Source organism: Enterovibrio gelatinilyticus, assembly GCF_028683095.1.
GTDB lineage: Bacteria > Pseudomonadota > Gammaproteobacteria > Enterobacterales > Vibrionaceae > Enterovibrio > Enterovibrio gelatinilyticus.
Genome location: NZ_JAJUBC010000014.1, coordinates 114,713 through 139,600, shown reverse-complemented (window position 1 = coordinate 139,600; position 24,888 = coordinate 114,713). Strand labels below are relative to the sequence as shown.

At 47.3% G+C, this 24,888-nt stretch carries 18 protein-coding genes; 4 read left to right on the top strand and 14 right to left on the bottom strand.

The window, feature by feature from the left end; translation table 11 throughout:
• Nucleotides 1-23 precede the first annotated feature (23 nt).
• The 5 genes from LRP50_RS13690 to hemL form a co-directional block, all read right to left on the bottom strand.
• Complete coding sequence (locus LRP50_RS13690) at nt 24-1,703, bottom strand: ABC transporter substrate-binding protein (protein WP_274165019.1); 1,680 nt, start codon at nt 1,701-1,703, stop codon at nt 24-26.
• A gap of 877 nt (nt 1,704-2,580) precedes the next feature.
• On the bottom strand, nt 2,581-5,958 hold the full coding sequence (locus LRP50_RS13685; protein ID WP_274165018.1) for a hybrid sensor histidine kinase/response regulator: 3,378 nt from the start codon (nt 5,956-5,958) through the stop codon (nt 2,581-2,583).
• A 214-nt stretch (nt 5,959-6,172) separates the two neighbouring features.
• Complete coding sequence (rsmC, locus tag LRP50_RS13680) at nt 6,173-7,198, bottom strand: 16S rRNA (guanine(1207)-N(2))-methyltransferase RsmC (protein WP_274165017.1); 1,026 nt, start codon at nt 7,196-7,198, stop codon at nt 6,173-6,175.
• Between the two features lie 172 nt (nt 7,199-7,370).
• Nucleotides 7,371-8,456, bottom strand: coding sequence for an AI-2E family transporter (locus LRP50_RS13675; RefSeq protein ID WP_274165016.1), 1,086 nt, complete (start codon nt 8,454-8,456; stop codon nt 7,371-7,373).
• A 355-nt stretch (nt 8,457-8,811) separates the two neighbouring features.
• On the bottom strand, nt 8,812-10,101 hold the full coding sequence (gene hemL, locus LRP50_RS13670) for a glutamate-1-semialdehyde 2,1-aminomutase (RefSeq protein WP_274165015.1): 1,290 nt from the start codon (nt 10,099-10,101) through the stop codon (nt 8,812-8,814).
• A gap of 218 nt (nt 10,102-10,319) precedes the next feature.
• Between hemL and erpA the strand changes: the two genes are divergently transcribed.
• The 3 genes from erpA (at nt 10,320) to LRP50_RS13655 (ending at nt 15,110) form a co-directional block, all read left to right on the top strand.
• Nucleotides 10,320-10,661, top strand: a complete 342-nt coding sequence (gene erpA, locus LRP50_RS13665) for an iron-sulfur cluster insertion protein ErpA (RefSeq protein WP_028023904.1) — start codon at nt 10,320-10,322, stop codon at nt 10,659-10,661.
• A 159-nt stretch (nt 10,662-10,820) separates the two neighbouring features.
• Nucleotides 10,821-11,912, top strand: a complete 1,092-nt coding sequence (locus tag LRP50_RS13660) for an efflux RND transporter periplasmic adaptor subunit (protein ID WP_274165014.1) — start codon at nt 10,821-10,823, stop codon at nt 11,910-11,912.
• A gap of 12 nt (nt 11,913-11,924) precedes the next feature.
• Nucleotides 11,925-15,110 carry an efflux RND transporter permease subunit gene (locus LRP50_RS13655; RefSeq protein ID WP_274165013.1) on the top strand — a complete coding sequence of 1,062 codons (3,186 nt, stop codon included), beginning with the start codon at nt 11,925-11,927 and terminating at the stop codon, nt 15,108-15,110.
• A gap of 74 nt (nt 15,111-15,184) precedes the next feature.
• Here LRP50_RS13655 and LRP50_RS13650 read toward each other — a convergent pair whose 3' ends face one another.
• Nucleotides 15,185-16,507 carry a peptidoglycan DD-metalloendopeptidase family protein gene (locus LRP50_RS13650; protein WP_274165012.1) on the bottom strand — a complete coding sequence of 441 codons (1,323 nt, stop codon included), beginning with the start codon at nt 16,505-16,507 and terminating at the stop codon, nt 15,185-15,187.
• A 189-nt stretch (nt 16,508-16,696) separates the two neighbouring features.
• On the opposite strand from LRP50_RS13650, the gene tyrS reads away from it, so the two are divergent.
• Nucleotides 16,697-17,884, top strand: coding sequence for a tyrosine--tRNA ligase (gene tyrS / locus LRP50_RS13645; protein WP_274165011.1), 1,188 nt, complete (start codon nt 16,697-16,699; stop codon nt 17,882-17,884).
• A gap of 62 nt (nt 17,885-17,946) precedes the next feature.
• Here the strand turns inward: tyrS and LRP50_RS13640 are convergent, their stop codons facing one another.
• The 8 genes from LRP50_RS13640 to LRP50_RS13605 form a co-directional block, all read right to left on the bottom strand.
• Nucleotides 17,947-18,504 carry a flavodoxin family protein gene (locus LRP50_RS13640; RefSeq protein WP_274165010.1) on the bottom strand — a complete coding sequence of 186 codons (558 nt, stop codon included), beginning with the start codon at nt 18,502-18,504 and terminating at the stop codon, nt 17,947-17,949.
• The gene (locus LRP50_RS13635) at nt 18,501-19,487 is read right to left on the bottom strand and encodes a questin oxidase family protein (RefSeq protein ID WP_274165009.1); all 987 of its coding nucleotides are present in this window, start codon (nt 19,485-19,487) and stop codon (nt 18,501-18,503) included. Before LRP50_RS13635 ends, LRP50_RS13640 begins: the two co-directional genes overlap by 4 nt.
• 24 nt (nt 19,488-19,511) lie before the next feature.
• Entirely contained in the window at nt 19,512-19,928 is a 417-nt protein-coding gene (locus LRP50_RS13630; protein WP_274165008.1) for a VOC family protein, read from the bottom strand.
• Nucleotides 19,929-20,095: 167 nt separating this feature from the next.
• Nucleotides 20,096-20,707: a TRIC cation channel family protein gene (locus LRP50_RS13625; RefSeq protein WP_274165007.1), complete on the bottom strand. Its 612-nt coding sequence runs from the start codon at nt 20,705-20,707 to the stop codon at nt 20,096-20,098.
• 150 nt (nt 20,708-20,857) lie between these two features.
• Nucleotides 20,858-21,682, bottom strand: coding sequence for a vitamin B12 ABC transporter substrate-binding protein BtuF (gene btuF / locus LRP50_RS13620; protein ID WP_274165006.1), 825 nt, complete (start codon nt 21,680-21,682; stop codon nt 20,858-20,860).
• A complete protein-coding gene (locus LRP50_RS13615; protein WP_274165005.1) occupies nt 21,679-22,644 on the bottom strand; it encodes a cobalamin biosynthesis family protein in 966 nt (321 codons plus the stop codon). Before LRP50_RS13615 ends, btuF begins: the two co-directional genes overlap by 4 nt.
• Nucleotides 22,644-23,345 (bottom strand): 5'-methylthioadenosine/S-adenosylhomocysteine nucleosidase, encoded by a 702-nt coding sequence (gene mtnN / locus LRP50_RS13610; protein ID WP_274165035.1) that lies wholly within the window; start codon nt 23,343-23,345, stop codon nt 22,644-22,646. Before mtnN ends, LRP50_RS13615 begins: the two co-directional genes overlap by 1 nt.
• 119 nt (nt 23,346-23,464) lie before the next feature.
• On the bottom strand, nt 23,465-24,880 hold the full coding sequence (locus LRP50_RS13605; protein ID WP_274165004.1) for an FAD-dependent oxidoreductase: 1,416 nt from the start codon (nt 24,878-24,880) through the stop codon (nt 23,465-23,467).
• Nucleotides 24,881-24,888: the final 8 nt, after the last annotated feature.

Genomic DNA, 24,888 nt, shown 5'->3' with positions numbered 1-24,888 from the left:
GCACCGCCAGATTTTGAATGTTGTTACTTAGTTTCTAGGTCAAGGATATGCAGCAGACGCTCAGGGATACCTTGCCAAACCATTGGACGACCTTTAGCGTTGTCCGCACTCCACCAACCAGTAAAGCGGGTTTCGTTGAACTGGTACATTGACGCTGCAGACAGAACTGGGATTACCACTTGATTGTCAGAAAGGATCTTTTCAATCTTGTGTGCAACTTCCAATTGCTCTGACTTGTCAGCCGTTGCGTAGAAGCTTTCTAGCAACTGGTCAACTTCAGCACTTTGGAAACGGTGCATCGCGAAACGTGGGTTACCTTGTTTACCCATGAAACGTGAGTGGAAACCAGTGTCCCAAGTTTGGTGTGGATCTGGACCAGTGAAGTAGTTCGTTAGAGCTACATCAAAAGTACCACCAGCCATTTGCTCGTTGTATACAGAGAAGTCTGGAGTAACAGCTTTCACTTTGATACCAGCATCAGCCAAGTTCTCTGCTGCTAGTTGTGCTGTGTTGTTCCAGTCAGTCCAACCAGAAGGAGTTTGAACTTCTAGCTCAAAGCTCTTACCTGATGGAGTCTCAACGAAGCCGTCGCCGTTGGTATCTTTAAAGCCAGCTTTTTTCAGCAATGCTTTTGATTTTTCAACGCTGTAAGTGTTGTAAACTTTAGCGTTAGCGAAAGTGTCAACATCTGACCAGCTTTGGTAAAGCGCAGCAATACCAGCCGCTGAATGGTTAGGGCTACCTGCACCATAGAACGCGATATCGATGATTGATTGACGGTCGATAGCAGCAGACATTGCACGACGGAAGTCGATGTTAGTCAGAGCTTCGTTTTTCGCTGCATCTGGGTGTTCAAAGTTAACCAAAAGGTTTACTGAACTACCTACTGGCGCTGGCCAGTATTTGTGGTTCTTGTTTACAGAAGCATAAACAGCGTCGATGTCAGGAATGAACGATGAAGTCCAATCTAGCTCTGAAGCAACAATTTTAGACAGAAGACCGTCATTGTTAGTGATCAGAGGCATACGTAGACAGTCAATTTCTAGGTTTGCTGCATCCCAGTAGTTAGGGTTTTGGCACTGCACGTACAAGTTGCTAGTGAACGTATCAACTTCAGTGAAAGGACCAGTACCTACAGGGTTTTCGTTTGCAAACGCTTCTGGCTTATCAATCTTGCTCCAGATGTGTTTAGCAACGATTGGCGTTTGAACCAGTTTGAAAGGAGCTGAAGAGTTAGCTTCATTCAACGTGATTGCTACGCTGTTGCCTTTAACAGCAACGTCAGCGATTAGTGCTGCGTTACCTGCAAGGTCAATTGCTGCGTTTTCACGGATAAGGTTGTAAGTAAATGCAACATCTTGAGCAGTGAAAGGCGTGCCGTCAGACCACTTAACACCTTCACGGATATCAAAAGTAACCGTTTTCAGGTCATCCGAAATGGAGTAGTCCTTCGCTAGACGCATCACTGGAGTGTTACCGTCTAATTGGTTAAAGATAACCAATGGCTCGTACACGAAATCAAGAGTGGTCTTCAAGTTGTTCTGTAGGAACGGGTTGAAGTTACGAGTAAGTTGTTGGTAGAAGTCAGGTACGATAGTCAGTTCCGTTCTGTCAGCAGCGCTGACAGTTGGTACTGTCAATACAGACGCTGCGGCCGCGACGATGGCAACTGCTAGATGTTTCTTCTTTAGATTGGCAAGCATAGCTGTTCCTTACTAGTTGCTTTGTTTCACTTTATTCTGACCCTTTCAGTGTGGTCAGGCCGGACCCCGCTATGAATAACCAAACAAGTGAACTTAGTTATTCACATGGCCGTGCAGGCTCAGTGCAACGTTAGGAAACTCCGGTTCCAGTTTTGGGTCAATCGCAATGCCCGTTAAAAACGTTAAAAGACAAAGGTGGCGCGTCAAAAACGTTAAAATTAACGTTTTTGACGGCGAGAATTTACGTTTGACGCAGGTCAATTAATATCCTTTCTGTCCCAATTTATTATTCAACTGTTAGTGTTTACTAACCATGTGTGGCTTGTTTAAGAAGGGGTGTTCTGTCTGTTTGGATTGGCGTGATCCCGATCTCCATTTCTTTGGTAGGTTAATTTTTTGCTGAAATTTTCATTGCTTGGTTTGTTGTGATTATCTTCTCAGAAACAGAAATTACGTGGTTGCCTTTTTTGTTGCGACCGAATAATGACCACTTGTATGCGTCATTAATGGGGCGAGTGACAGATTTTTAAGTCCGTCATATTTGTGAGTTTCGCGTCATGAAATAAGTAAATAAAGAGCATGTTGTAAGGTTATGGCGAAGGGAGGGAGTGCCTAATCAACCTGAAAGGCGACTAACATGGGTATATCGACGTTTGATGTGAATAACGGTATTTGACTGCGATATTGGAGTGCAGTGACACTGGCTACAGAGCAGAGCAGAGCAGAGCAGAGCAGAGCAGACAAGGTATGAACGTCGGTCGAGAAGAAAGGTGTAAAGAGACTACTGAGACGGTGCCTTTTCAGTATCCGGAGAAGGTACGATATAGCCATAGGACAAATGATGAAAAAAGCCTCGTTTCCGAGGCTTTCTTAGGGGTTAGCGCGTGATAAGTGATTGCAACCTATCTCGTAACTGTATGACCTCATGCCTTTCTTTTGTTTCATCACCACAGCGTTCAAGCACAAAGTCGATAGTATTAATTACCGTACGCCAACGTGGTGACTTGGGTACGGTTTCTGCGTGTAGATATTTGTCTAACGTTCGTGTTTGCAACGTGCTGCGGTCTAGATATACGCGCCAGAGTCCACTTTCTTCCGCAAGGTCAAATTTGGTTTTTCCTGTCACGTTGTTCCAGTAGTTGAGCGTGACAAGCATGACTTTCACTAACGTGTCACGCAGTACATCGCTTTTGTCAGGTTTATCGCCAGAGAACTTGTCCGCCATTCTAGTGAACTCGCCACCTAATTCACGAAGCTGCTGTAATTGGTTTTGGTCGCCGTCAAAAGCATACTCAGACAAAGCTTCAACCGCACTTTCTAGCAATTGAACGCGATGAGAGGAGGCCTTCTCTCCCGAGTTCAAAATGAGCATCATTTGCAACCCAGATGTTTCGGGTAAGGTGAACACATCGGTATCAATGCTTACCAGATTGCCATCAATGTTAAACCGAAGTTGCCCACTGTAATGGCCACGACCTGTTTCAACGTCAGGTAACGCCATGGCTAGGAAATCGTCGAGATGGTGGCGCTCAAGTTGTTCCGCACTAAGTTTGAAAACGGAGCTGCAAGCATCATTGGCATAGCTAATCTTGCCGTTCTCTTGCACGCAAACAATGGCTTCTTGCGCAGAATCGAGCAAGCCTAACAAACGGTTTTGAACTTCACGTAACCCTGCTTCGACTTGCTCTCGGAAGTGGATTTCAGAGACCAACTTCCGATTGTTTTCACGCTCTTGCTCTGTGAGAGATGCGTTAATATAGGCACGGATACGCGCGCTGAGTTCGTCTTTGTTAAATGGTTTTGTTAGGTAGTCATTCGCACCTGCATCAAACCCCTTCACTTTGTCTTGAACCTGACCTAAGGCCGATAACATGATGATAGGAAGGTCTGCTCGTGAATAGCGTTCACGAAGGTGAGTACACACTTCGTAGCCACTGAGTTCGGGCATCATTACATCGAGTAGCATGAGAACAGGTTTTTCTTGTGTAACAGATTCAATGGCTTGACGCCCATTCTCGACAGCTTTAACGCGATACCCTTCAAGGCGTAGGAAGTTTTTTAATACCTGCAGGTTAACGGGTTCATCATCGACAACAAGTACCAATGGACCATTCGGGTTTTCGGGAGCTTGTGCCAACTCGTTGTGCACCAATTCCACGTTAGGTACTGCAAAATGGACGCTATTAGACAGGCGAGTCTTTGCTTTGTCTTCTTCTGTTGCAATTGGAAGTGTAAAGCTAAAGGTTGTACCTACCATTGGCTGGCTGCTGACGTAGAGTTGCCCACCCATAATGTCAATGAGCTGGCGGCTGATTGATAAGCCTAGGCCAGCACCTTGTCGATAGACAGCCGTTCCTGATCTCGCTTGTGTTAATGGTTCAAAGATATATTCCAGTTGATCTGAGGGGATACCTTGCCCGGTATCAACCACTTGGATGCGCAACTGTCCCTCTAAGACTGTTGCTGAGATGATGATTTTCCCTTCATCGGTATACTTGATGGCATTACCAATTAAGTTATATAGCACCTGCTCTAGGCGCTGCTCGTCTGCGCGAACCAATGGCAAGTCGATAGGTACCTGATTGATGATTCGCACGGGTTTACCGCCAAGAAGATGGCTTGAAAGTTCAATAACTAAACGCAGCGCGTTGGCGGTGTCTACGGCTTGAGGAGATATCTCAAGGCTGCCATAACGCATTTTGTGGTAGTCGAGAAGGTCGTCCACCAAATTTGAAAGACGTTCTCCACTGTTGATAATCATCTCGAGTTGATGCTTTTGGCGATCAGGGATAGGGCCTTCAGCACCTGCCAGCATTGATTCAGCAAGGCCAACCATTCCGTGAAGCGGCGTACGGAGCTCGTGAGACGTTGTTGCCAAAAAGTCATCTTTCATGCGATCGGCTTGTTGAAGCTCTTCGTTCTTTTGCTGAATCAACTTAATGTTTTGTTCTAATTCTTTGTTCTGCTCTCGAATCAGTGCCAACTTGTCACGGACAGATCGTTGCATTCGCGCGAAACTGACTGCAAGGCGCCCAATTTCGTCTTCGCGATCTGTACTGTTTATCTTCTGATCTAAATCGCCGGCTGAAACTTGTTCTGCTGCCCAGGTAAGGCGCAGAAGCGGAGCTGTAATGGAGTTTGAGAGTAAATGTGAGGCGAGCACAACTAAGAGTATGGCCACGACCATCACTACGATGAATATCTTCTCTAGCTGATAAATGCGTGCGAATGCTTCCTCTTCAGGCAACTCTAAAATAATGGCCCAAGTTTTATCCTGAATATGAACGGGTGCGTATGCACCAAGGACGCGTTGTTGGCTTGTACCAATAAAGTTCCCTACATCTCGTGCACCAGAAAGCGCCGTTTCTATTGCAGGGCTATTAATTGCAATAAGCGGTTCGCTGGACTCAATATTACGTGCGATATGGTCTGGGCCGACGAGTAGGGTACTGATATATCCCTTCTCATTGGGCGCTTTGGTAAGCATATCGACCAAGGCTTTGTTAGGCAGCTTCATCAACACATAGCTATGTAAATAGCCTTGCTGGGTGATGGGAGCTGCAAACCATGCGGCGATTTCACCATTGGATTGCTGGCTAAAGTCGGTAAATACGACAGGGTTTTTGTCTGTGTCAGCGATGGATGCTGTGACCTGACTTTTGATGTCTGAAAACGTCTTCCCCACAGGTGTATCGTGCCAGTGCTCTTCGAGTAAGTTGGCGCCAAAGGCTTCATCTTTTAACGCGGAATAGACGACGTTTCCGTCAATATCGACAAGAAGCAGGTCAGAAAAATCTGATCGTTTAAGGTGTTCTTTGTAAGCCCAATCATAACGTTTATGGAGTAACCGGTAGCGCTCACTGCCCACAAAATTACTGTCATCAACGCCTGAGGATGAAGACTTGTCGGGGGTGTCGACGTAGCGCAGCCGTGCGGTTTCGCGCGCTTCCTCTTTGGTTTTCCCTAGCTGGTGGAATGCGGCGACTAAGCCGTAAAATCGTCCACCACTAGCGGTGGCAAGTTCGGATCGTGAGAAGGAGTTAACTTCAGAGTAACGTGCATCAAAGTAACTGATGATTTGCTCTTTCTTGTTATCTCTAAGAAACGAAAGGTGAGTTGTGCTTTGCTGTTCTAAATCGCTGCTGTGTGATTCAAGAAAGAACATCGCCAGTAGGGTGAGAGGCGTAATACTTAGCACAAGAAAAGCTAACATCAGCGTATGCTGAAGCCGCTTGAACTTCTGTTTTTTTTGCATGTCTCTGCCTGACAAAATAGAAAATCAAAAAATGCTATATGACCTCGGTTTTGTCGAAATTGACGTTGTTTCACCCGAGTGCATATTAGTAAGTTCTACTGTCAGCCCTTATACGGACTTAATTATCGTTGGCAAGTAAGTTATCAATGAAGTTCGTGTTAAGACACAAATTTAACGTTTTTAACGAGGGGTTGAGAGCCAACCCCTAACAGAATTAAGCGGTTTTGACAGCGTGGTAAATGGCGAATTTGTTGTTTTTTGCCGGCGTGTCACAGTGACCAAAAGCGGTCTCAATAAATGGGGGGTAACGTAAGAAACTATTCGCCACGACGGTCAATTGACCTTGGCGATTCAAAAACTCGGGTGCGCGTTGTAAGAAGGTTTCCGTCGCGGCATAGTGCGTTTTCAGCCCAGCATGAAATGGAGGGTTACTCACAATGTGGTCGAACTTGGATGTCACTTCGCTATAAACATCAGAGGCATATACATTCCCTTCTAACTGGTTAAAGCGCAACGTCTCTCGAGCTGAAGCAACTGCCAAGGCACTAATATCGACCATGGTGATGCTTGCTTTTGGATATAGAAGCTTAATTGCCGCACCAATAACCCCTGCGCCACAGCCAAAATCGAATATTTCGCCGTTTAGGGAGGGCAGTGTTTCTAATAACAACTTACTGCCAACATCTAGCTCACCATGGCTAAATACGCCGGGCAATGAGCGGATAGTCAGTGTGTGCTCACCAAGGTGTAGAGGGTAACTTTTGTACCAGTCATCGAGAGTAAATGGTGCGGGCTCGTTGATACATTGACCCCAGTAGAATCCGCATCTTCTTGCTGAGTCAAACTTTGTCACTTTGCCATAAGGGGTAAACATCTTCTCGATGCTTCTAACACCGCTTCGGTTTTCGCCAACCACAACAATTTCAGTGCCTTGACCGAGTGAGGCCATGAGCATTGATAGTAAAAACTCAGCTTCTGCTTTGGCTTTTGGCCAGTACAGCAGAACCATGTCGACGTTAGGCATAGCAGTATAACTTTCGCCAAACTGCACTGTGATTGAGTCATAACGGCGCATTTGATTGGCGTATGCAAGGTTTGTGGTAAAGATGCTGACGCTCTTAGCTGTGCCTAACAGTTCTGTTGCGAAGGTGTCTTCTAGCTCTCCAGCAAGCAAAATATGTTTGCCTTCGAAGTAGGCAAGTTGACGAGCCACTACTTGGCTTGGGGTGCTGTATGACATGGCAGCCTCAGGGGTTACAACAAAATAGAGCGCGGATTCTCCCACAAAGCGCGGCTCGTGAAAATAACCGCGCAATATGGTGATGTTTAAATGTCTTAAGCCTGTGCCTCATTGTGCCCAAATGAGTTACAAACTAGGCGAGCAGGTGTCCACAACCATTGCATAGCCAAAGCTATGAGTTATCCTGCTTTTCGAGAAAATTGTGAAATTCTGCTTCGTACATGCGAAATAGTACCAATGTCAGAGAGAAAATGATTGGGCCATAAACAAGTCCCATTAAACCGTAAACTTGTAGACCACCGATGAGCGAGAAGAAGATGAGAAGGGTATTCATCCCAGAGTTACCTTGCATCAACAACGGTCGAAGTATGTTATCGACAGAGCCTACTACGATAACGCCCCAACCGACGAGAAATGCTGCCCACTCCCATTGCCCAATAATAAGCAGATAGCCGGCTGCGGGTAGCCATATCAGAGCGGTGCCTACCACCGGGATGAACGACGCAAAGCCCATCATTGTGCCCCAAAATAGACCCGCAAATCCGGCCATCCACATGGCAAAACCACCGACTAAGCCTTGCGCTAGTGCGGTGAGAAACGAGCCCATTACGGCAGACTTGGCCACTTTTTCGACTTCATCAAGCAAGGTGTCTTCTTGGCTACGAGAAAGAGGGCTGACATGGCGAAGCAATTGTATGATTTTGTCGTGGTCGCGTAATAAGAAAAACAGCACGAACAACATCAATAAGAAATTAACAAACATACCAGTAACATCGCCAAGAATTTGCGAGCTCATGCCAATCATCTCGGAACTCAACGTTGAGACGGTCGATGCTACACGAGAAATGATGTCTTGTGGGTCGATGGAATCAAACGGTAGCCATTTATCCACGGATTGCAGACTTGTTTGCACGATTGGCATTGAAAGTATGTCTTTTGCTCCGCCTGCACTTAGCCATTCATAGGCACCCGTAAAGAAGGTAATGCCTTGGCGTAAGATCGCACCAATAACAAAGATCATTGGAATGATGATCATTACCGTAAGAATGGTGCAAGACAGTGCTGCTGAAAGGTTTGGGTAAGATTTGAGCTTGTGATCAATGCGGTCATGCAAGGGGAAAAAAAGAAGCGATACAATGAAGGCGAGAACGATTGAGCCAATATAAGGAGCGATGAGTACGTAACACGCATACGCGGCAAGAGCCAGTGCGCCAATGAGTGTCCAATGTCTAGGTTCTATCTTGAAAGATGATGCCACTTGTAGGCTCCTTTGTATCGCGCCAGTCTGTCTGGTGAACAGTGTAGTGTGAACCCTATGATACGTTGTGACTAATTAACGAAAAAGCGTTAAATATTAATTAGGCATATTGTTAAGATTTTTGCGATAAATCGGTGTTTTCGACGGGAATGGGTTGCAACGTTAAAATGCGTATATAGACGAAGAAAGGAGACGATATGGGGTGCTGTGACCAGGAAAAACAATCAAAAAAGAAGCGAAAGGTTAGTCTTCCTATGATTTGTTGCGTTTTGCTCGTGCTATTGGTCTTTGTGTATTGGCAATAAAAAAGCGAAGCACTGAAGCTTCGCTTTTGAGCGGTCAATTGCTTTGCTGATTATTCAGCGGCAAGTTTTGCAAACGCGCGATCTGCTGCTTCTAAAGTTGCTTCGAGCTCTTTCTCGCCATGTGCCAAAGAAGTAAAGCTAGCTTCAAATGCTGATGGCGCCAAATAGATACCTTCTTCTAGCATCAGATGGAAGAAGCGCTTAAATTTCTCAATATCACATTGCTGAACGTCAGCGAAACAAGTGATACTTTCCTGCTCAGTAAAGAAGAAACCGAACATACCACCGACTTGGTTGGTGGTAAGAGCAACACCATGTTTTTGTGCTGCTGCTCTGAAGCCTTCCGCTAGACGTTGAGTGACGTCAGCCAGTTGTGCTTCATTGCCTTCTTGGCGCAATGCTGACAATGCCGCTTCACCTGCGGCCATCGCCACTGGATTACCTGAAAGTGTACCTGCTTGATACACAGGGCCTGTTGGCGCTATGTATTCCATCACGTCACGACGACCACCGAATGCGCCCACTGGCATACCACCACCAATCACTTTACCTAGGGTTGTTAGGTCAGGTTTGATGTTGTAATGCGCTTGCGCACCGCCAAGTGCAACACGGAATCCTGTCATCACTTCATCAAAAATCAACAATGCGCCAAATTCATCACATAAAGTGCGAAGGCCTTCTAGGAAACCAGCTTGCGGCGGAATGCAGTTCATATTCCCAGCCACAGGCTCGACAATGATGCAGGAAATATCTTCAGGATATTGCTCGAACGCCGCGCGTACTGAGTCAAGATCGTTAAATGTACAAGTCAGTGTGTGTTTGGCGAAATCAGCTGGAACACCGGGTGATGTTGGCTCACCCAGTGTCAGTGCACCTGAGCCAGCTTTAACGAGTAAGCAGTCAGCATGGCCATGGTAGCAGCCTTCGAATTTGATGAATTTGTCACGACGGGTGAAACCGCGCGCTAGACGAATAGCGCTCATGGTGGCTTCAGTTCCCGAGCTCACCATACGCACCATTTCCATAGAAGGAACGAGTTGGCTGACCAGTTCAGCAAGCGTAATTTCTCGCGCTGTAGGGGCACCAAAACTCAGGCCGTATTGCGCCGCTTCAATCACAGCGTCGCGAATGGCAGGGTGGTTGTGGCCTAAGATCATAGGGCCCCATGAGCCGACATAATCGATATATGCTTTGCCATCAGCATCATAGATATACGCACCGTCAGCGCGTTCGATGAAAATGGGGTCACCGCCCACGCCTGCGAATGCGCGTACAGGTGAATTGACACCACCAGGAATGGTTTTACGTGCTTGTTGGAACAACTCGGCTGATTTGGTCATGGGTTCTTTCCTAGGCCATATGATCGTTTGGTTTTACTTGCGCCGTATTGTAAGGGATGTGTGAAAAACTGGCGAGCCTGATGATGAGGTAAGCATCACATACAGATTAAACTTGGTGTATATTGCTGCATATAGGTTATCGCTGCGACGAATACTTGAACGAATTAGTCAGGTATTAGATAATGCGTTCAATATAAAAGAAGTAATGTGAGGTCGAAATGAGCGATACCAATTTGCCGCTGCAATTTACTGACACAGCGGCGACTAAGGTAAAGACGCTGATTCAGGAAGAAGAAAACCCGAACCTGAAACTGCGTGTGTATATTACTGGCGGCGGTTGTAGCGGCTTCCAGTACGGTTTCACGTTTGATGAAAACGTCAATGATGGCGACATGACGATTGAAAAATGTGGCGTTACTTTGGTAGTTGATCCCATGAGTTTGCAATATCTTATTGGTGGAGAAGTCGATTACACAGAAGGGTTAGAAGGATCACGTTTCTTCATCAACAACCCGAATGCCACTACAACATGTGGTTGCGGTGCCTCGTTCAGTGTATAAACTATGAGACACTCTCAGGGCTCGGGTTCTACTTAGCTAGAGAGACGACAAATCATTAGTTCAAAGACAGCCTGCACTCCCAGGCTGTTTTTGTCTTCGGACCGGAAGGATCAGTGTCCGATTTCTTTTACTGCAGTAACCACGTCGGGAAGGACTATTATGGCGAATGCAGGCGTAAAAGCGTCTTACTTATCACAGCGACCTTGGATCATCTCTTTGGTTCTTCTTATCGCATTAGTGTTCTGGGTCGGCAGTGGCTCAAGCAGTGCGAGTCCCTCTCCTGAACAAAGTGAACAACCCAAAGCGCCGCTGACCAAAGTGGCGGTAGATACGTATTATTCTGAGCCAGTTACCCGCTCGATTTCTTTGTACGGTCGCACTGCACCAGATCGCGATGCAACGATTTCGGCAGAAGCTGATGGTCGAGTGACCAAAGTGAACGTCAGAAAAGGCGCGGCGGTTAAGAAAGGTGATCTGCTCGTCTTTATTGATAAAGGCGATCGCGAAGCTCAGCTTAACCGTTCTAAGTCGTTGCTGCTTGTTCGTCAAAAAGAATTCAATGCGGCTAAATCACTGAAGAAAAAAGGCCTACAAGGCGAAGTCGCTTTTTCATTGGCAGAAGCCAATCTCGTTGAAGCAAAAGCCAATGTGGAAAATATTGAGTTGGCGCTATCACATACGCAAGTGCGAGCACCATTTGACGGGATTGTTGATGATGTCATGGTGGAAGTCGGGGATTATTTAGGGGTCGGCGATCCAATGGCTACCCTGATTGATCTTGATCCGCTTATTGTCACTGCTGATGTGTCTGAAAAGCACATTAGCCATATTGATGCCTCTTTGCCAGCGAGTGTGTTGCTCGTCAATGGTGAAAAGAAAGAAGGAAGGCTGCGTTATCAATCTAGCCTCGCTTCTCCAACTACCAATACCTTCGCGATCGAACTAGAAATTTCAAACCCTCAACAAGCGCTTCCTGCAGGGATCAGTGCTGAGGTGGATCTTGCTTTGGACTTGCAGCGCGCAGTGAAACTGAGTCCATCTGTGTTGGCTTTGGATGAGCAAGGTAATCTTGGCGTCAAAACGCTTCAGGGTAACAAAGTGGCGTTCGTTGCCGCTCGCATTGTGAAAGCAGAAAAAGACGGTGTTTGGTTGTCTGGGCTCGGTGAGCAAGTGGATGTGATCACCAAAGGTCAAGGTTTTGTGCGTGACGGTGATGTGGTTGATGCTGTGCGTCAAACACAACCTCAATAAGGAGAGCGCCGCATGAAAACCTTGATTGATGCGTCGCTAGCGCGAACGCGTACCATGGTCACACTGCTACTTTTTCTCTTTGTAGCAGGTGTTTATACCTATCAAACGATTCCTAAAGAATCTGATCCTGACATCACCATACCTGTCATCTACGTGTCCGTCAGTCATGAAGGGATCTCGCCAGAAGATGCAGAGCGTCTTCTTGTTCGCCCAATAGAGCAAGAGTTACGCTCTATTGAAGGCATTAAAGAGATGACTGCAATTGCGTCCGAAGGCCATGCGTCAGTGACGATGGAGTTCAATGTCGGTGTCGATCTTGATTTGGCAATGACGGATGTGCGAGAAGCGGTTGATTTGGTCAAACCTCGCTTGCCTGATGACAGTGATGAACCCACAGTGAACGAAGTCACGTTCGCTAATCAGCAACCTGTTTTATCTGTTGCCTTATATGGTGATGTCTCTGAACGTGCCATCGTTAAGATAGCGCGTGAATTGCAAGAAACGCTTGAAGGCTTTAAACAAGTCCTTGAAGTGGATGTGGCAGGCGATCGTGATGATGTGGTGGAGATCATCGTCGAACCTTTGCTGCTAGAAAGCTATGGTCTTGATCAGGCGGATATTTTCGACTTGGTTACTAAAAGTAATCGAGTGGTAGCGGCAGGCTATGTTGATACGGGTTATGGGCGTTTTTCGGTGAAGGTGCCGTCGGTCTTTGAATCGGTACAAGATGTGTTGCAACTCCCTATCAAGATTGATGGCTCTCAGGTGGTGACTGTCGCTGACGTCGCAACGGTACGTCGTAGTTTTAAAGACCCAGAAAGCTTTGCCCGTCTCGATGGCAAGCCCGCTGTTGTACTGGATGTCAAAAAGCGCGCTGGCGAGAACATTATTGAAACTGTGGAGCTGGTGAAAGCTGTACTTGCTCAGGCACAAACCTCTTCTCAGTGGCCCGCTGCATTACAAGTCAAATATACATGGGACGGCTCTGAAGATGTCCGTTCAATGCTTACCGACCTGCAAAATAACATCCTTTCTGCGGTTTTGCTGGTGGTGATTGTGATTATCGCCATTCTCGGTGCGCGTACCGCTTTCTTGGTAGGTGTCTCCATCCCAGGTTCGTTTTTGACTGGGCTAGTCGTGCTTGCTCTGAGTGGCTTAACCATCAACATTGTTGTGCTTTTTGCCTTGATTATGGCCGTTGGTTTGCTGGTGGATGGTGCGATTGTTGTAACCGAATATGCCGATCGACGTATGCGTGAAGGCATTAGCCGCAAGCAAGCATATCGTGAAGCAGCTCATCGTATGGCATGGCCGATTATTGCATCAACAGCCACGACGTTGGCGGCGTTTGCACCTCTCTTATTCTGGCCGGGTATCACGGGCGAGTTTATGAAGTTCATGCCATTAACCTTGATTGCGACGCTATCCGCTTCGCTCGTGATGGCATTGCTGTTTGTTCCTGTTCTTGGCAGTTTGATGGGCAAACCGTTGCCTCTGACGACCGAACAGAAAGACAGAATGCAGTCACTCGAAAATGGTGACTTCTCGAAAGCGAGAGGGTTAACTCGTGCCTATATTTCCACGCTCTCTGTTGCTATTAAGCATCCGATAAAGATTTTATGTGCGGCATTTGTTGTCGCGTTTGCTGTTGGTTTTGCCTACAACAAGTCTGGACTCGGAACAGAATTCTTCCCTGATGTGGATCCTGCTTTCTTCAATATCAAAGTGCGGTCACACGGTGATTTGTCGATTTATGAGCAAGATGCGTTGATGAAAGAAGTCGAGCAACGCGTGCTTGGCATGGATGAAATAGACAGCGTCTACACTCGAACCGGTGGGCAAGACGAAATAGGCATCATTCAGATGAAGCCTGTGGAGTGGCAAAACCGTCGTAAAGTGAAAGAGATCATTGAAGAGTTACGCGAGAAGACAGACGATTTGTCTGGCTTGGAGCTTGAGTTCAAAAAGCCTGACGCAGGGCCGCCGAGTGAACACGATCTTTCGATTGAGGTGACGGCCACTAACAGTGCTGATATCGAATCTGCAGCAAAGCAGGTTAGAGATTTACTGGCACAAAACACCGCGTTCACCAACTTTAGCGATACCCTGACGAAGCCAGGTATTGATTGGTCAATAGATATCAATCGAACGGATGCGGCGCGCTTTGGCGCAGATGCCACTGTGGTAGGGAACACGGTTCAGTTTGTTACTAATGGTTTGAAAATTGGTGATTATTTACCCGACGATTCGACCGATGAAGTGGATATATTGGTGCGTTACCCAGAAGACAAACGGGATATTGGCCGCTTCGATGAGCTAAGAGTTAAAACGCCGTATGGCTTAGTGCCTATTACTAACTTCGCAAGAATTACACCGGAGCAAAAACAAGGCAATATCGATCGGGTGGATGGCAAGCGGGTGATTAAAGTGATGGCTGACATGGCTGAAGGTTATAACCTCAGTTTGGAATTGCCTGGTTTGACGGAACAACTCGATGCCATGACTTTGCCTGATGGTGTGAGCGTTTCGTTGCGTGGACAAAACGAAGAGCAAGATGAAAGCCAAGCGTTTTTGATGATGGCGTTTCTCGCAGCGCTTGGCGCAATGGCCATTATTCTTATCACGCAGTTCAATAGCTTCTATCAAGCATTTTTGATTTTAAGTGCAGTGCTGTTTTCAACTGTCGGTGTTTTCCTTGGGTTGCTTATTTTCCAGCGACCGTTCGGCATTATTATGTCGGGTGTAGGGGTGATCACCTTGGCGGGTATTGTGGTGAACAACAATATTGTATTGATTGATACTTACAACGTCCTCCGTCGACGCGGGTTGGCGAAAGTGGATGCCATCTTACAAACGGGTGCGCAACGCTTACGTCCTGTCATGCTAACCACGGTGACGACCATTCTTGGCTTGATGCCGATGGTGTTAGAAATGAATGTGGACTTGGTGAATCAGGGTGTCGAGTTTGGGGCGCCGAGTACTCAGTGGTGGTCTCAATTGGCAACGGCTGTTGCTGGTGGCTTGGCGTTTTCGACCCTACTGACGTTGGTACTAACACCGTGCTTATTGATGTTGGCGCGTGAGCCGAAGGTGGCAAAGTTAGCGTTGGATTTTGATAATCAACTAGCTGATGAGCAACAAAAGAAGGAAGCTACCCCCCTCCCAAAGCCACAATCTAGTGTTGAACCTCAATATTGATGTTTGATCTCGCAAAGAAAAAGCAGCGCCAAGGCGCTGCTTTTTTATGTCTCACAGACTGTGGTAGTGAACCATTAAGAGGCGTTATTGCGCTCCAGGGTACCTATTGATGCTAGCAGTTGGCTGAACTTGTTGAGTTGAGCTAATCGTTGCTGAGCCAGAGAAATAAACTCAGTCTTTGCTTTACCTGAGAGTGATTTCGCTTGTGGCAGTTTTACAGTACGTGGGTTTTTGTGTACGCCATGTACCAAAAATTCATAGTGCAGGTGCGGGCCCGTAACTCGACCAGTTCCGCCCAATGTACCTATGGTTTGCCCTTGTTTGACGCGTTGCCCTGTTTTGACCCTGCGCTTTGTGAGGTGCAGATACTTGGTGATGTAAGTAGAGCTGTGCTTGATGAAGACATAGTTACCATTGAACTGGTTGTATGCCGACTTCATGACGATGCCATCACCAGCGGCCCATATTGGCGTACCCACGGGGGCAACGTAGTCGGTCCCTCGATGAGATTTTACTTTTCCTGTTACGGGGTGCAGACGACGCGGATTGAAATTAGAGCTGACGTAGCGGAAGTTTACTGGCGAGCGCAAGAATGCTTTTTTCATTGCGCGTCCTTTTTCGTCGTAGTACTTCCCAGTCTTCGAGCGAATGGCTGTGAATGTTTCGCCGCGGTTGGTAAAGGTTGCCGCAAGAATGTCGCCACGGCCTATCATCTCACCTTCGACAAGCTGTTCTTCATACAACACAGAGAAGTGATCGCCTTGGCGAATATCTAACGCGAAGTCGATATCCCAGCCAAAAAGACCAGCAAGTTCCATGATTTGATTGGGAGTGAGTCCGCCGCTTACACCCGCATTCCAGAAACTGGATGTGATGGTTGCCGATGCATAATTGATTTGTGTGTCGATTTGCTTCGCTTCTACCTTGGAAACGAAATCATTTCCGATGCGATTAACGATAAGCGTTTCATTTGCATTTTTAGGCTGAACCAACTGTGTAAACAGGCCATTCTCATCAAAGCCCAAGCGAATCTCATCACCCACTTTGAGTGAGGCGAGGGACTTGGTGCCTTTGTCGCTGTTTATGAGTCGGTAAAGTGTGGTTGGGCTGATACCCACACGGTCAAAAATTCCTGCAAGGCTATCACCAGCCTGAACGCTGAATTTGTGCCATTCGAGTGGAACAAATGACAGGTTCGGTTGCGGTTCACCTTCAGGGGGTAATAAAGAGGAGGTTTCAAGAGGGATAGGATAGAGTTTACCCACCTCAAACTTGGCATCGGGATGTTGAGCCGGTGATTCTGAAGGAATCGCAACCAGTAGCACAATGAAGGCACTGAGAGCCATGATCAACAATTGATGAAACTTTGGTAACGCAGCAATTTTATTAACAGGCATTAAGAAACAATCATAAGAAAAAGGGATTTATTCGAATGCACCATGTTTATGCCAAATCCCTTTGTGAATACAGAATGGCCAGTGAATCCGTTTTAGCGTGCTTTAAGTTTAACTGGTTTCAAAAACCATCGCTATTCAAGTAGTATGTCGGCTGACGAAAAAATGCCGATTCTGTGGGAGCGATAAAATATGGCGAGCATTGAAGCCGCGCTAGCCGAAATTAAGCGTGGTGTTGAGGAATTAATTCCTGAAGCGGAACTGATTGCGAAACTAAAAGAAAACCGTCCTCTTCGTATCAAGTTGGGTGCGGATCCAACGGCACCAGATATTCACCTTGGTCACACTGTGATCATGAATAAATTGCGTGCGTTTCAAGAGCTGGGCCATGAAGTTATCTTCTTGATCGGTGATTATACCGCGATGGTGGGTGATCCGAGTGGCAAGAATGCAACGCGTCCGCCGCTGACTCGTGAGCAAGTGCTTAGCAATGCTGAAACGTACAAAGAGCAGATCTTCAAAATTTTGGATCCGGCTAAAACTCGCATTGAGTTTAACTCAAGCTGGTTGAGTGAGCTGGGTACAGACGGAATGATTCGTTTGGCTGCAAGCTCGACCGTTGCGCGCATGCTTGAGCGTGATGATTTTAAAAAGCGTTACACCAACAACCAACCTATCGCTATCCATGAATTCATTTACCCGCTTCTGCAAGGTTATGACTCTGTAGCGCTTGAGGCGGATGTTGAGCTGGGTGGTACGGATCAGAAATTCAACCTGTTGATGGGTCGTGAGCTACAAAAGCAAAATGGTCAGTCTCAACAAGTTGTGATCACTATGCCTTTGCTAGTGGGTCTGGACGGCGTGAAGAAGATGTCAAAGTCTGCTCACAACTACATTGGTATCAGCGATGTGCCAAATGAGATGTTCGGCAAAATCATGTCTATCTCTGATGATTTGATGTGGAGCTACTTCGAATTGCTGTCATTCCGTCCATTGGAAGAAATTGCACAATTTAAAGCGGATATTGACGGCGGCAAGAACCCACGTGATGTGAAGATCTTGCTAGCAAAAGAAATTATTGCTCGTTTCCACTCTGAAGCGGATGCAGAATCTGCTGAAGCTGAATTCATCAATCGTTTCCAAAAAGGTGCGATGCCAGAAGAAATGGACGAATTTTCTTTTGAGCAAGGCGTAGCCATTGCGAATCTTTTAAAAGACGCTGACTTGGTAGGTTCTACCTCAGATGCTATGCGTATGATACGCCAAGGTGCAGTAAAGATTGACGGCGAAAAGGTCGAAGATACTAAACTGGTCCCTGCGGCTGGCACAGCGGTTTACCAAGTGGGTAAACGTAAATTCGCGCGTATCACGTTAGCGTAATTTATCTCTGAACTTTACCGATGAGTCATCCAAAATAAAAAGGCGCTGAAAAGCGCCTTTTTTTACGTTCTCTGAACCAGTTCTGCCACACGAGTACCAAGACGCATCGCCGTTTTTATATCGATACCATCTAACTGCCCTTCGTCGTCTACCATGCCGATGACACCAAGCGATGAATTTAGGCGATTAAACGTTTTGGATGAGGTGCCCTCTGGCGCATCAATGCCAACCCACAGCATACTGTGCTGCGTGGCGAGTATGTAAAAGTTCTCAATAGTGCTTTGCACTTCACCGCACGGGCTGCCGCCTACCGTAAACCCTGCCGCTAGTTTGTTGTGCCACAACTGCTTCGACCATGTCTCGCTACTCGCATCGACAAAGGCTTTAAACTGTGCCGCAGGGCCGCCCATATAGGTTGGTGATCCAAAGATAATGGCATCCATATTTTCGAGTTTTTCAAACAAGGCATCGTTTTTAAAGCGCCCTTCAATGATCTCTGTGCCGGCAATCGCATGGGTCAATACTTTTGCGCCGTGTTGTTTTGCTCCTTCAGCAATGGCCAGCGCCATGTTCTCGGTACTTCCTGTTTTGGAAAAATAGACGATAGCAATGTTTTTCATGATGAGGTCTCCAGTCTGTATTTTATGGCGGATATGGCTTCAGGGAGGCGCAGATGATCATATAGGCGAGCGCAGCTGTAAGTGAGTTTGATGGTGTGGTCATCTTCAGTTTCTAACGCGCGTTCGAACCAATATGACCAATCAAGAATATCTCTGGGTGCGTGTTCCTGAATTTGGTGCTGAAAGGGTTTTCGGTACGCAGCAGTACATGATGCAGCGACATAGGCTTGCCAGAAATAGTGAAGCGCAAGATCGTGATTTTCAATAAAAGGAAAAAGAGAGACGAGCGCTTGGAAACCCGTGACACCGTGTAGCAAGGTAAAATCGTTGCTCGCGGAATATTGCGATAACACGATACGTGCAACCTCATTTAGTGACAGCGAATCGGGCTGGCTCGCAATGGTCGAATAGGTCGGTAAAGTGATCAGTTCTTCGACATGATCGATGATGATCCCTTCGCGGTAAGTTTGATCATGAAATATCGAAAGCGCTTGGTTTAAATCCTCTTCCGTGCTGAGATTTTGTTGAAACGAAAGGTCGCCTAACGGCGTGTAGCCTGAAGACCAGTAGGCAAGCGCGTGACTAGTTTCGTCAATATCTCCTAGCTCAACGGCATAGGCGAGGCGGATGACACCATGAAAGGCGCCTGCAGAAACTCCTGGCAGCAAAGTGGGGAGTACTGTCTTTAGGGTTTGCTCCGTACCGATCTCACTTAGCATAGTGCGATAATATTCTACGAAATCAGCATTGTGTGCTTTTTCCCCTAGCATGGGATGCTCGATTCCCAATGCGTCTCCGAGAGGAGACAAGTGACCGGATGCCCGCAGATATTCTGCGTTTAATTGATCCGTGGACGCGCCCAGTCTTTGCATTGCCGACAGAGCCATCGGTAGATGGTTAGATAGACGCGCGCCAAAAGTAGGCCCGAAGCGATGACTTCGCTTTATCAGCTCAAAGCCTATTGATGTGAATGATTGGTACATGGCGGCATTCCTTTGCATTTGTCGTTACAAGACGTAGTCGTTTCTGCTTCCAAAATCTTCGGTGAGGTATTCAATGAATTCCCATTCAATACCATCGTTATCGTAGAAATAAGCGCGTTTTCGACTAGGGTGGCTTTTATCGAAAGAGACCTGTTCAAAGCCTGCGGTTTTCAGGTTCTCGGCTACTCGTGTCGCATCTTCAACGACAAAACCGATGTGATTAACGCCCAAATGATAATTCGGAATGCGTTCAATTGGCTTATCAATCCCCTCTTGCTGAAGTGCAATATAGGAGATGTCTGTTCCAATATGACACCAAGCTCTATCCTCGTCTTTTCCTTCGCCACGTACAGAAAAATCCGGCATTGCTGTTTGTAAGAAGGCGATGGTGCGACTGATATCATTGACCGTGATGTTGGCATGTTCGACATAGCTACTCATGATTTTCTCCTGCTGCTTCTTTGTTTAAGTAAAGTTATTTGTTTATATAATAGCCAGCAAGAGAATTAAGTAAAGTTTTAACCTTACTTAATTGCGAGTGATGTAAAAAAACGCACGTCGGTTAACGTGCGTTTTTTGAACGTTTCTTTGTGTTTAGAGCGGAGGATTTATTTGCTGATGGCGAACGTCGGCAGTGATAGGTGCCAGCGAATGGCGGCAAGGCGGATCAGTAACGTGGTCATCATGCCGGATATGGAGGCCACCTCAACATCGGCATTGGCGGCTAATGCGACGGTATGGATAAATCCGCCTGCAATACATGCGGTTGCGTAGACTTCAGTTCGCAACACCATGGGGACTTCTCTCGCTAATACGTCGCGGATAATGCCGCCACCACAACCTGTGATCACGCCCATGATCACGGCGACTAAAGGAGATGCACCGTAACTTAATGCTTTATCGACACCAATCGCGACAAAAACCGCAAGACCAATGGCATCGGCGACGGGTAAAAAATACCAAGGAAGACGACGAGGATGACGGATCAACAATAACGACAAAATACAGGTGACTAGGATGATCCAAAGATATTCGGGGCTATTGACCCAAAACACGGGTGTTGCGCCTAATGCCATGTCTCGAATGGTGCCACCACCAATGGCTGTCACCATGGCGAGTACCACCACGCCAAAGGGGTCCATTCGAAGCTTGCCTGCCAATAGTACGCCAGAAATCGCAAACACTGCGGTTCCAAACATGTCCAAGATATATAAAAGCATGGTACGCAGTTCCATTCCCAAAAAGAGGCACATCGCATTGCGCGATTTGCCTGTTATTTATGGCGTCTAGCCAACAAAGCGTGCGCGATTGTACGTGAAATCCGTTATCGAGCAATCCGATGTTTATAGGGCTTGGCAGCCATCTTTGAATTAGTGATCGAGATCGCTTCTTACTTTATCAAAGGCAGTGCAAATCTGTTTTACAGCTTTCAAAGCGCGGGGTGTTGGCCGATTTAGCCAATCGCCACTTATCGCAAAAATATCTTTGTTTTTAATCGCAGGAATAAACTCAGCCCACTTAGCCCATTCCTTGGATGGTGTCGCTTTTGTTGAAGGATAGAAGATAGCCTGAGGCGCTCTTACGATCACTTGCTCCATGCTCACTTGTGGATAGGGCGCGACACTATTAGAAAAAATATTTTCTCCCCCACACAATGAAAATAGCGGTTGAGGCCAATGTTCGCCGTTATTTGTCATCAGTGGTGATTCACTCAACTGATAGAAATAAGGGATTCTGTTTTTGCCATCTTGCGCCGTTTCAATGGCGGCTAACTCCTGACGAACTGCATCGGCGCGTGCTTTGGCTTTGGCGGGGTCGGCTGACCATTGGCCGAGCTTTTCGATGTTATCAGCAGCGTCATAGAGCGAGTGTGGGTTGGAATAAAATATCTCTATGCCTAAACGCTCAAGCTTTGCCAGTTCGCGATCGGGGTTGCCGCCTTTCCATGCAAGCACGAGATCGGGCTTTAGCGTGACAACACGTTCGATGTTAATGCCTCTAAAGTTCGCGACTTGTTCTAGTGCTAACGCTTCTGGCGGGTAGTCACTGTGCGCGCTGACGGCGATAAGGTTGTCACCAAGGCCAGCTTCAAAGGCTAGCTCTGTGGTATGAGGCGATAGGCTGATAACACGAAGAGGCTCCGCAAGCACCATGCTTGGTAGGCAGACAAAAACAAGTAGGTATAGATACTTCATAGTAATCCGTGTGCAAACCACATTAAGAAGCTTTGGAGCAGGATCCAAAGTAAGGCTTTTTGCCGCAATTGTTGATTGAGTAGAGCTAGGTGCAAGGGTGATGGCGAAATTTCACCGCCAATACGTGGACGGGAGATTTTTCTATCATCGTAGAGGGCCGGGCCACCCAAAGCGAGTTGAAATTTAGCGCCTGACGCAGCGAGTATCCACCCTGCGCCGTTGAAAGACCACTCACGGCCTTGTTCCCTGATGGCACTAAGGGCTGGTTCAAAGCGGTGTCCAGTTGCGATAAGTAGGGCAAACAATTGCGAGGGTAGGGCGTCAACAATGCTCAATAGAACAGATGTGGGGCGGCCAAATTCTACGAACTCTTCACGCCGTGTTGGCCAGCAGCGCGACAGCTGAACAATAAGGGTGTAGAGGAAGGCTGCGATGCCACCACCAATTGCGTACCAGAAAAGAATGCTTATCAGACCGCGGGCATACCCTATTAAGAGTGTTTCGCATCCCGCTTTCGCTATGCCAACAGGCGAGAGGGAGTAAGTATCGCGATTGAGTGATTGTGCCAAAAGAGTTCGCGCTGCAGGTTTGTCTTCACGCAGTAAGAAAGCTTCTAGAGCCAGCATGCTTTGCGTTAGCGGTTTCCAGCTTAATGAGAACCAAAGCAGTAGAAGATCAAATAGCCAGGGAACCCAAACTATTTGGCTGAGAGCGATAAGCAATACGGCTAAAGTTAGCCACATAACGCTCAGTGCGAGGCCTCCTGCTAAACGTTGCTGGGAAGGTGCATCTTCCACATGATTGACTTTTTCTGCGATGGCGTAAGCGACTTGACGCCATAAGGAGAGCGGATTGAGCTCGCTTGGAATGGGGAAGAACCAGTGCAATAGCAAAGCCCCCCACATCGCGAGCAAGGTAGAATAGCCTAGCAATGCGTCTAGTGGTGTGAGGAGCTCGTTCATTATGCTTTCAGCAGTTCGACCATTTTCTCAACCATGGCGCTAGAGCTTTTTGCTGCCAGTGGAAGGAACTCGTCAAACGTCATCGGTGATTCTTTGTCTGCAACATCAGAGATGGCGCGAACAACAACGAATGGCACATTGAATTGATGGCATGCTTGAGCAATCGCAGCCGCTTCCATTTCTACTGCAATCACGTTCGGGAAATGTTCACGGATGTAGTTTTGGCGCTCTGCTGTACAAACAAATGCGTCACCGGTACAAATCAGACCGCGAACTGCATGAGGTGCAGGATCCATCGCTGCTAGCGCTTGCTCTGCAACATCCATCAGTTTTTCATTTGATGTAAAAGTTGCAGGCTGGCCTGCCATCTGGCCCATGGCGTAACCAAATGCCGTTACGTCAGCATCGTGGTATGCCACATCAGTAGAAATGATCACATCACCAAGGTTTAGCGAAGGGTCAAAACCGCCCGCAGAGCCAGTATTGATGACTTCAGTGACCTTAAAGCGATCAAGCAAGATAGATGTGCTCAGTGCTGCAGCCACTTTACCAATGCCTGATTGAAGAAGGACAACGTCAACACCGTTCATGTCGCCCGTGTAGAATTTGCTGCCTGCAATTTCTTGTAATTGGCAGTTATTGATCTTGTTTTTGAGCAGGGCAACTTCCTGCTCCATCGCACCGATAATACCGATTTTCATGTTAGTTCTCATACGATTTTCGTTAATGAAAATAAGTGTATCATGGAGGAAAATTCGAGCGAAAAAAAAGTGCCCTTGCGGGCACTTAATTTCGTGATGCTTGAAGTATGCAGAGTGGTTTACACCTCGAGGTAATCCATAATGCCTTCCGCCGCTTTTCGGCCTTCATCGATGGCGGTCACCACCAAGTCCGAGCCTCGTACCGCATCACCGCCGGCGAAGATTTTGGCATTGGTGGTTTGAAACGCGAACGCACCTTGTTCTGGCGCTTGGATGCGTCCCCATTGGTCCAAATCTACACCAAAGGGTTCAAGCCATGCCATTTGATGCGGTTGGAAACCAAAGGCCATGATCACGGCGTCTGCTGGCAAGACATGTTCACTGCCTTTGACGGGCTCAGGACGGCGACGACCCGCTTCGTCAGGTTCACCCAACTGGGTTTTCACCACAGTGACGCCTGTGACGTTGCCGTTGCTGTCTACTTCAAGGCCAAGAGGTTGAAGGTTGAACATGAAGTTCACGCCTTCCTCTTTGGCATTTTTTACCTCACGGCGAGAGCCTGGCATGTTGGCTTCATCGCGACGGTAAGCACACACAACGTTTTTCGCACCATGGCGAATCGAGGTGCGAACACAGTCCATCGCGGTATCACCACCGCCCAAGACAACAACTTGCTTGCCTGCCATATCGATAAACTCAGGGGCATCGCCTTCCAGTTCCATCACACGGTAGGTGTTGGCAATCAAAAACGGCAAGGCGTCGTAAACACCTGGCGCGTCTTCGTTATCAAGGCCTGCTCGCATGGATTTGTACGTGCCGACGCCGAGGAAGACAGCATCATAATCCTTGATAAGCGTTTCCAAGGTGATGTCTGAACCGACCTCTGTATTCAACTGGAATTCCACGCCCATCTCGGTAAAGACGCGCTGACGATTGCGCATGATGTCTTTTTCCAATTTGAAGGACGGAATACCAAAGGTCAGTAAGCCGCCAATCTCAGGGTAGCGATCGAACACAACGGGTTTAACGCCGTTGCGGACAAGCACGTCAGCGCAGGCGAGACCCGCAGGGCCTGCACCAATGATGGCGACTTTCTTATCGGTCCATTCCACGCCAGACATGTCTGGCTTCCAGCCCATTTCAAAGGCTTTGTCGGTGATGTATTTCTCGACATTACCAATGGTCACGGCGCCGAAATCTTCGTTTAGCGTGCATGATCCTTCGCAGAGGCGGTCTTGTGGGCAGACGCGACCACAGACTTCAGGCAGGCTGTTGGTTTGGTGAGAAAGCTCTACCGCTTCAATGATTCGCCCTTCGTTCGCCAGCTTTAGCCACTGAGGAATGTAGTTGTGAACGGGACATTTCCACTCACAGTAAGGGTTGCCACAGTCCAAGCAGCGATCAGATTGTGCAGATGCTTGCGTGCCCGTGAAGGGTTCGTAGATTTCAACGAACTCTGTTTTACGTGTTTTGATCGGCTTCTTACGTGGGTCGATACGTTGCACGTCGATAAATTGGTATACGTTCTGGCTCATAAGATCCT

Excerpts from the sequence above, each read along its gene's own strand:
- LRP50_RS13690 (WP_274165019.1), bottom strand. The coding sequence starts at position 1,703 with ATGCTTGCCAATCTAAAGAAGAAACATCTAGCAGTTGCCATCGTCGCG.
- LRP50_RS13685 (WP_274165018.1), bottom strand. The coding sequence starts at position 5,958 with ATGCAAAAAAAACAGAAGTTCAAGCGGCTTCAGCATACGCTGATGTTA.
- rsmC (WP_274165017.1), bottom strand. The coding sequence starts at position 7,198 with ATGTCATACAGCACCCCAAGCCAAGTAGTGGCTCGTCAACTTGCCTAC.
- hemL (WP_274165015.1), bottom strand. The coding sequence starts at position 10,101 with ATGACCAAATCAGCCGAGTTGTTCCAACAAGCACGTAAAACCATTCCT.
- erpA (WP_028023904.1), top strand. The coding sequence starts at position 10,320 with ATGAGCGATACCAATTTGCCGCTGCAATTTACTGACACAGCGGCGACT.
- LRP50_RS13660 (WP_274165014.1), top strand. The coding sequence starts at position 10,821 with ATGGCGAATGCAGGCGTAAAAGCGTCTTACTTATCACAGCGACCTTGG.
- LRP50_RS13655 (WP_274165013.1), top strand. The coding sequence starts at position 11,925 with ATGAAAACCTTGATTGATGCGTCGCTAGCGCGAACGCGTACCATGGTC.
- LRP50_RS13650 (WP_274165012.1), bottom strand. The coding sequence starts at position 16,507 with ATGCCTGTTAATAAAATTGCTGCGTTACCAAAGTTTCATCAATTGTTG.
- tyrS (WP_274165011.1), top strand. The coding sequence starts at position 16,697 with ATGGCGAGCATTGAAGCCGCGCTAGCCGAAATTAAGCGTGGTGTTGAG.
- LRP50_RS13640 (WP_274165010.1), bottom strand. The coding sequence starts at position 18,504 with ATGAAAAACATTGCTATCGTCTATTTTTCCAAAACAGGAAGTACCGAG.
- LRP50_RS13635 (WP_274165009.1), bottom strand. The coding sequence starts at position 19,487 with ATGTACCAATCATTCACATCAATAGGCTTTGAGCTGATAAAGCGAAGT.
- LRP50_RS13630 (WP_274165008.1), bottom strand. The coding sequence starts at position 19,928 with ATGAGTAGCTATGTCGAACATGCCAACATCACGGTCAATGATATCAGT.
- LRP50_RS13625 (WP_274165007.1), bottom strand. The coding sequence starts at position 20,707 with ATGCTTTTATATATCTTGGACATGTTTGGAACCGCAGTGTTTGCGATT.
- btuF (WP_274165006.1), bottom strand. The coding sequence starts at position 21,682 with ATGAAGTATCTATACCTACTTGTTTTTGTCTGCCTACCAAGCATGGTG.
- LRP50_RS13615 (WP_274165005.1), bottom strand. The coding sequence starts at position 22,644 with ATGAACGAGCTCCTCACACCACTAGACGCATTGCTAGGCTATTCTACC.
- mtnN (WP_274165035.1), bottom strand. The coding sequence starts at position 23,345 with ATGAAAATCGGTATTATCGGTGCGATGGAGCAGGAAGTTGCCCTGCTC.
- LRP50_RS13605 (WP_274165004.1), bottom strand. The coding sequence starts at position 24,880 with ATGAGCCAGAACGTATACCAATTTATCGACGTGCAACGTATCGACCCA.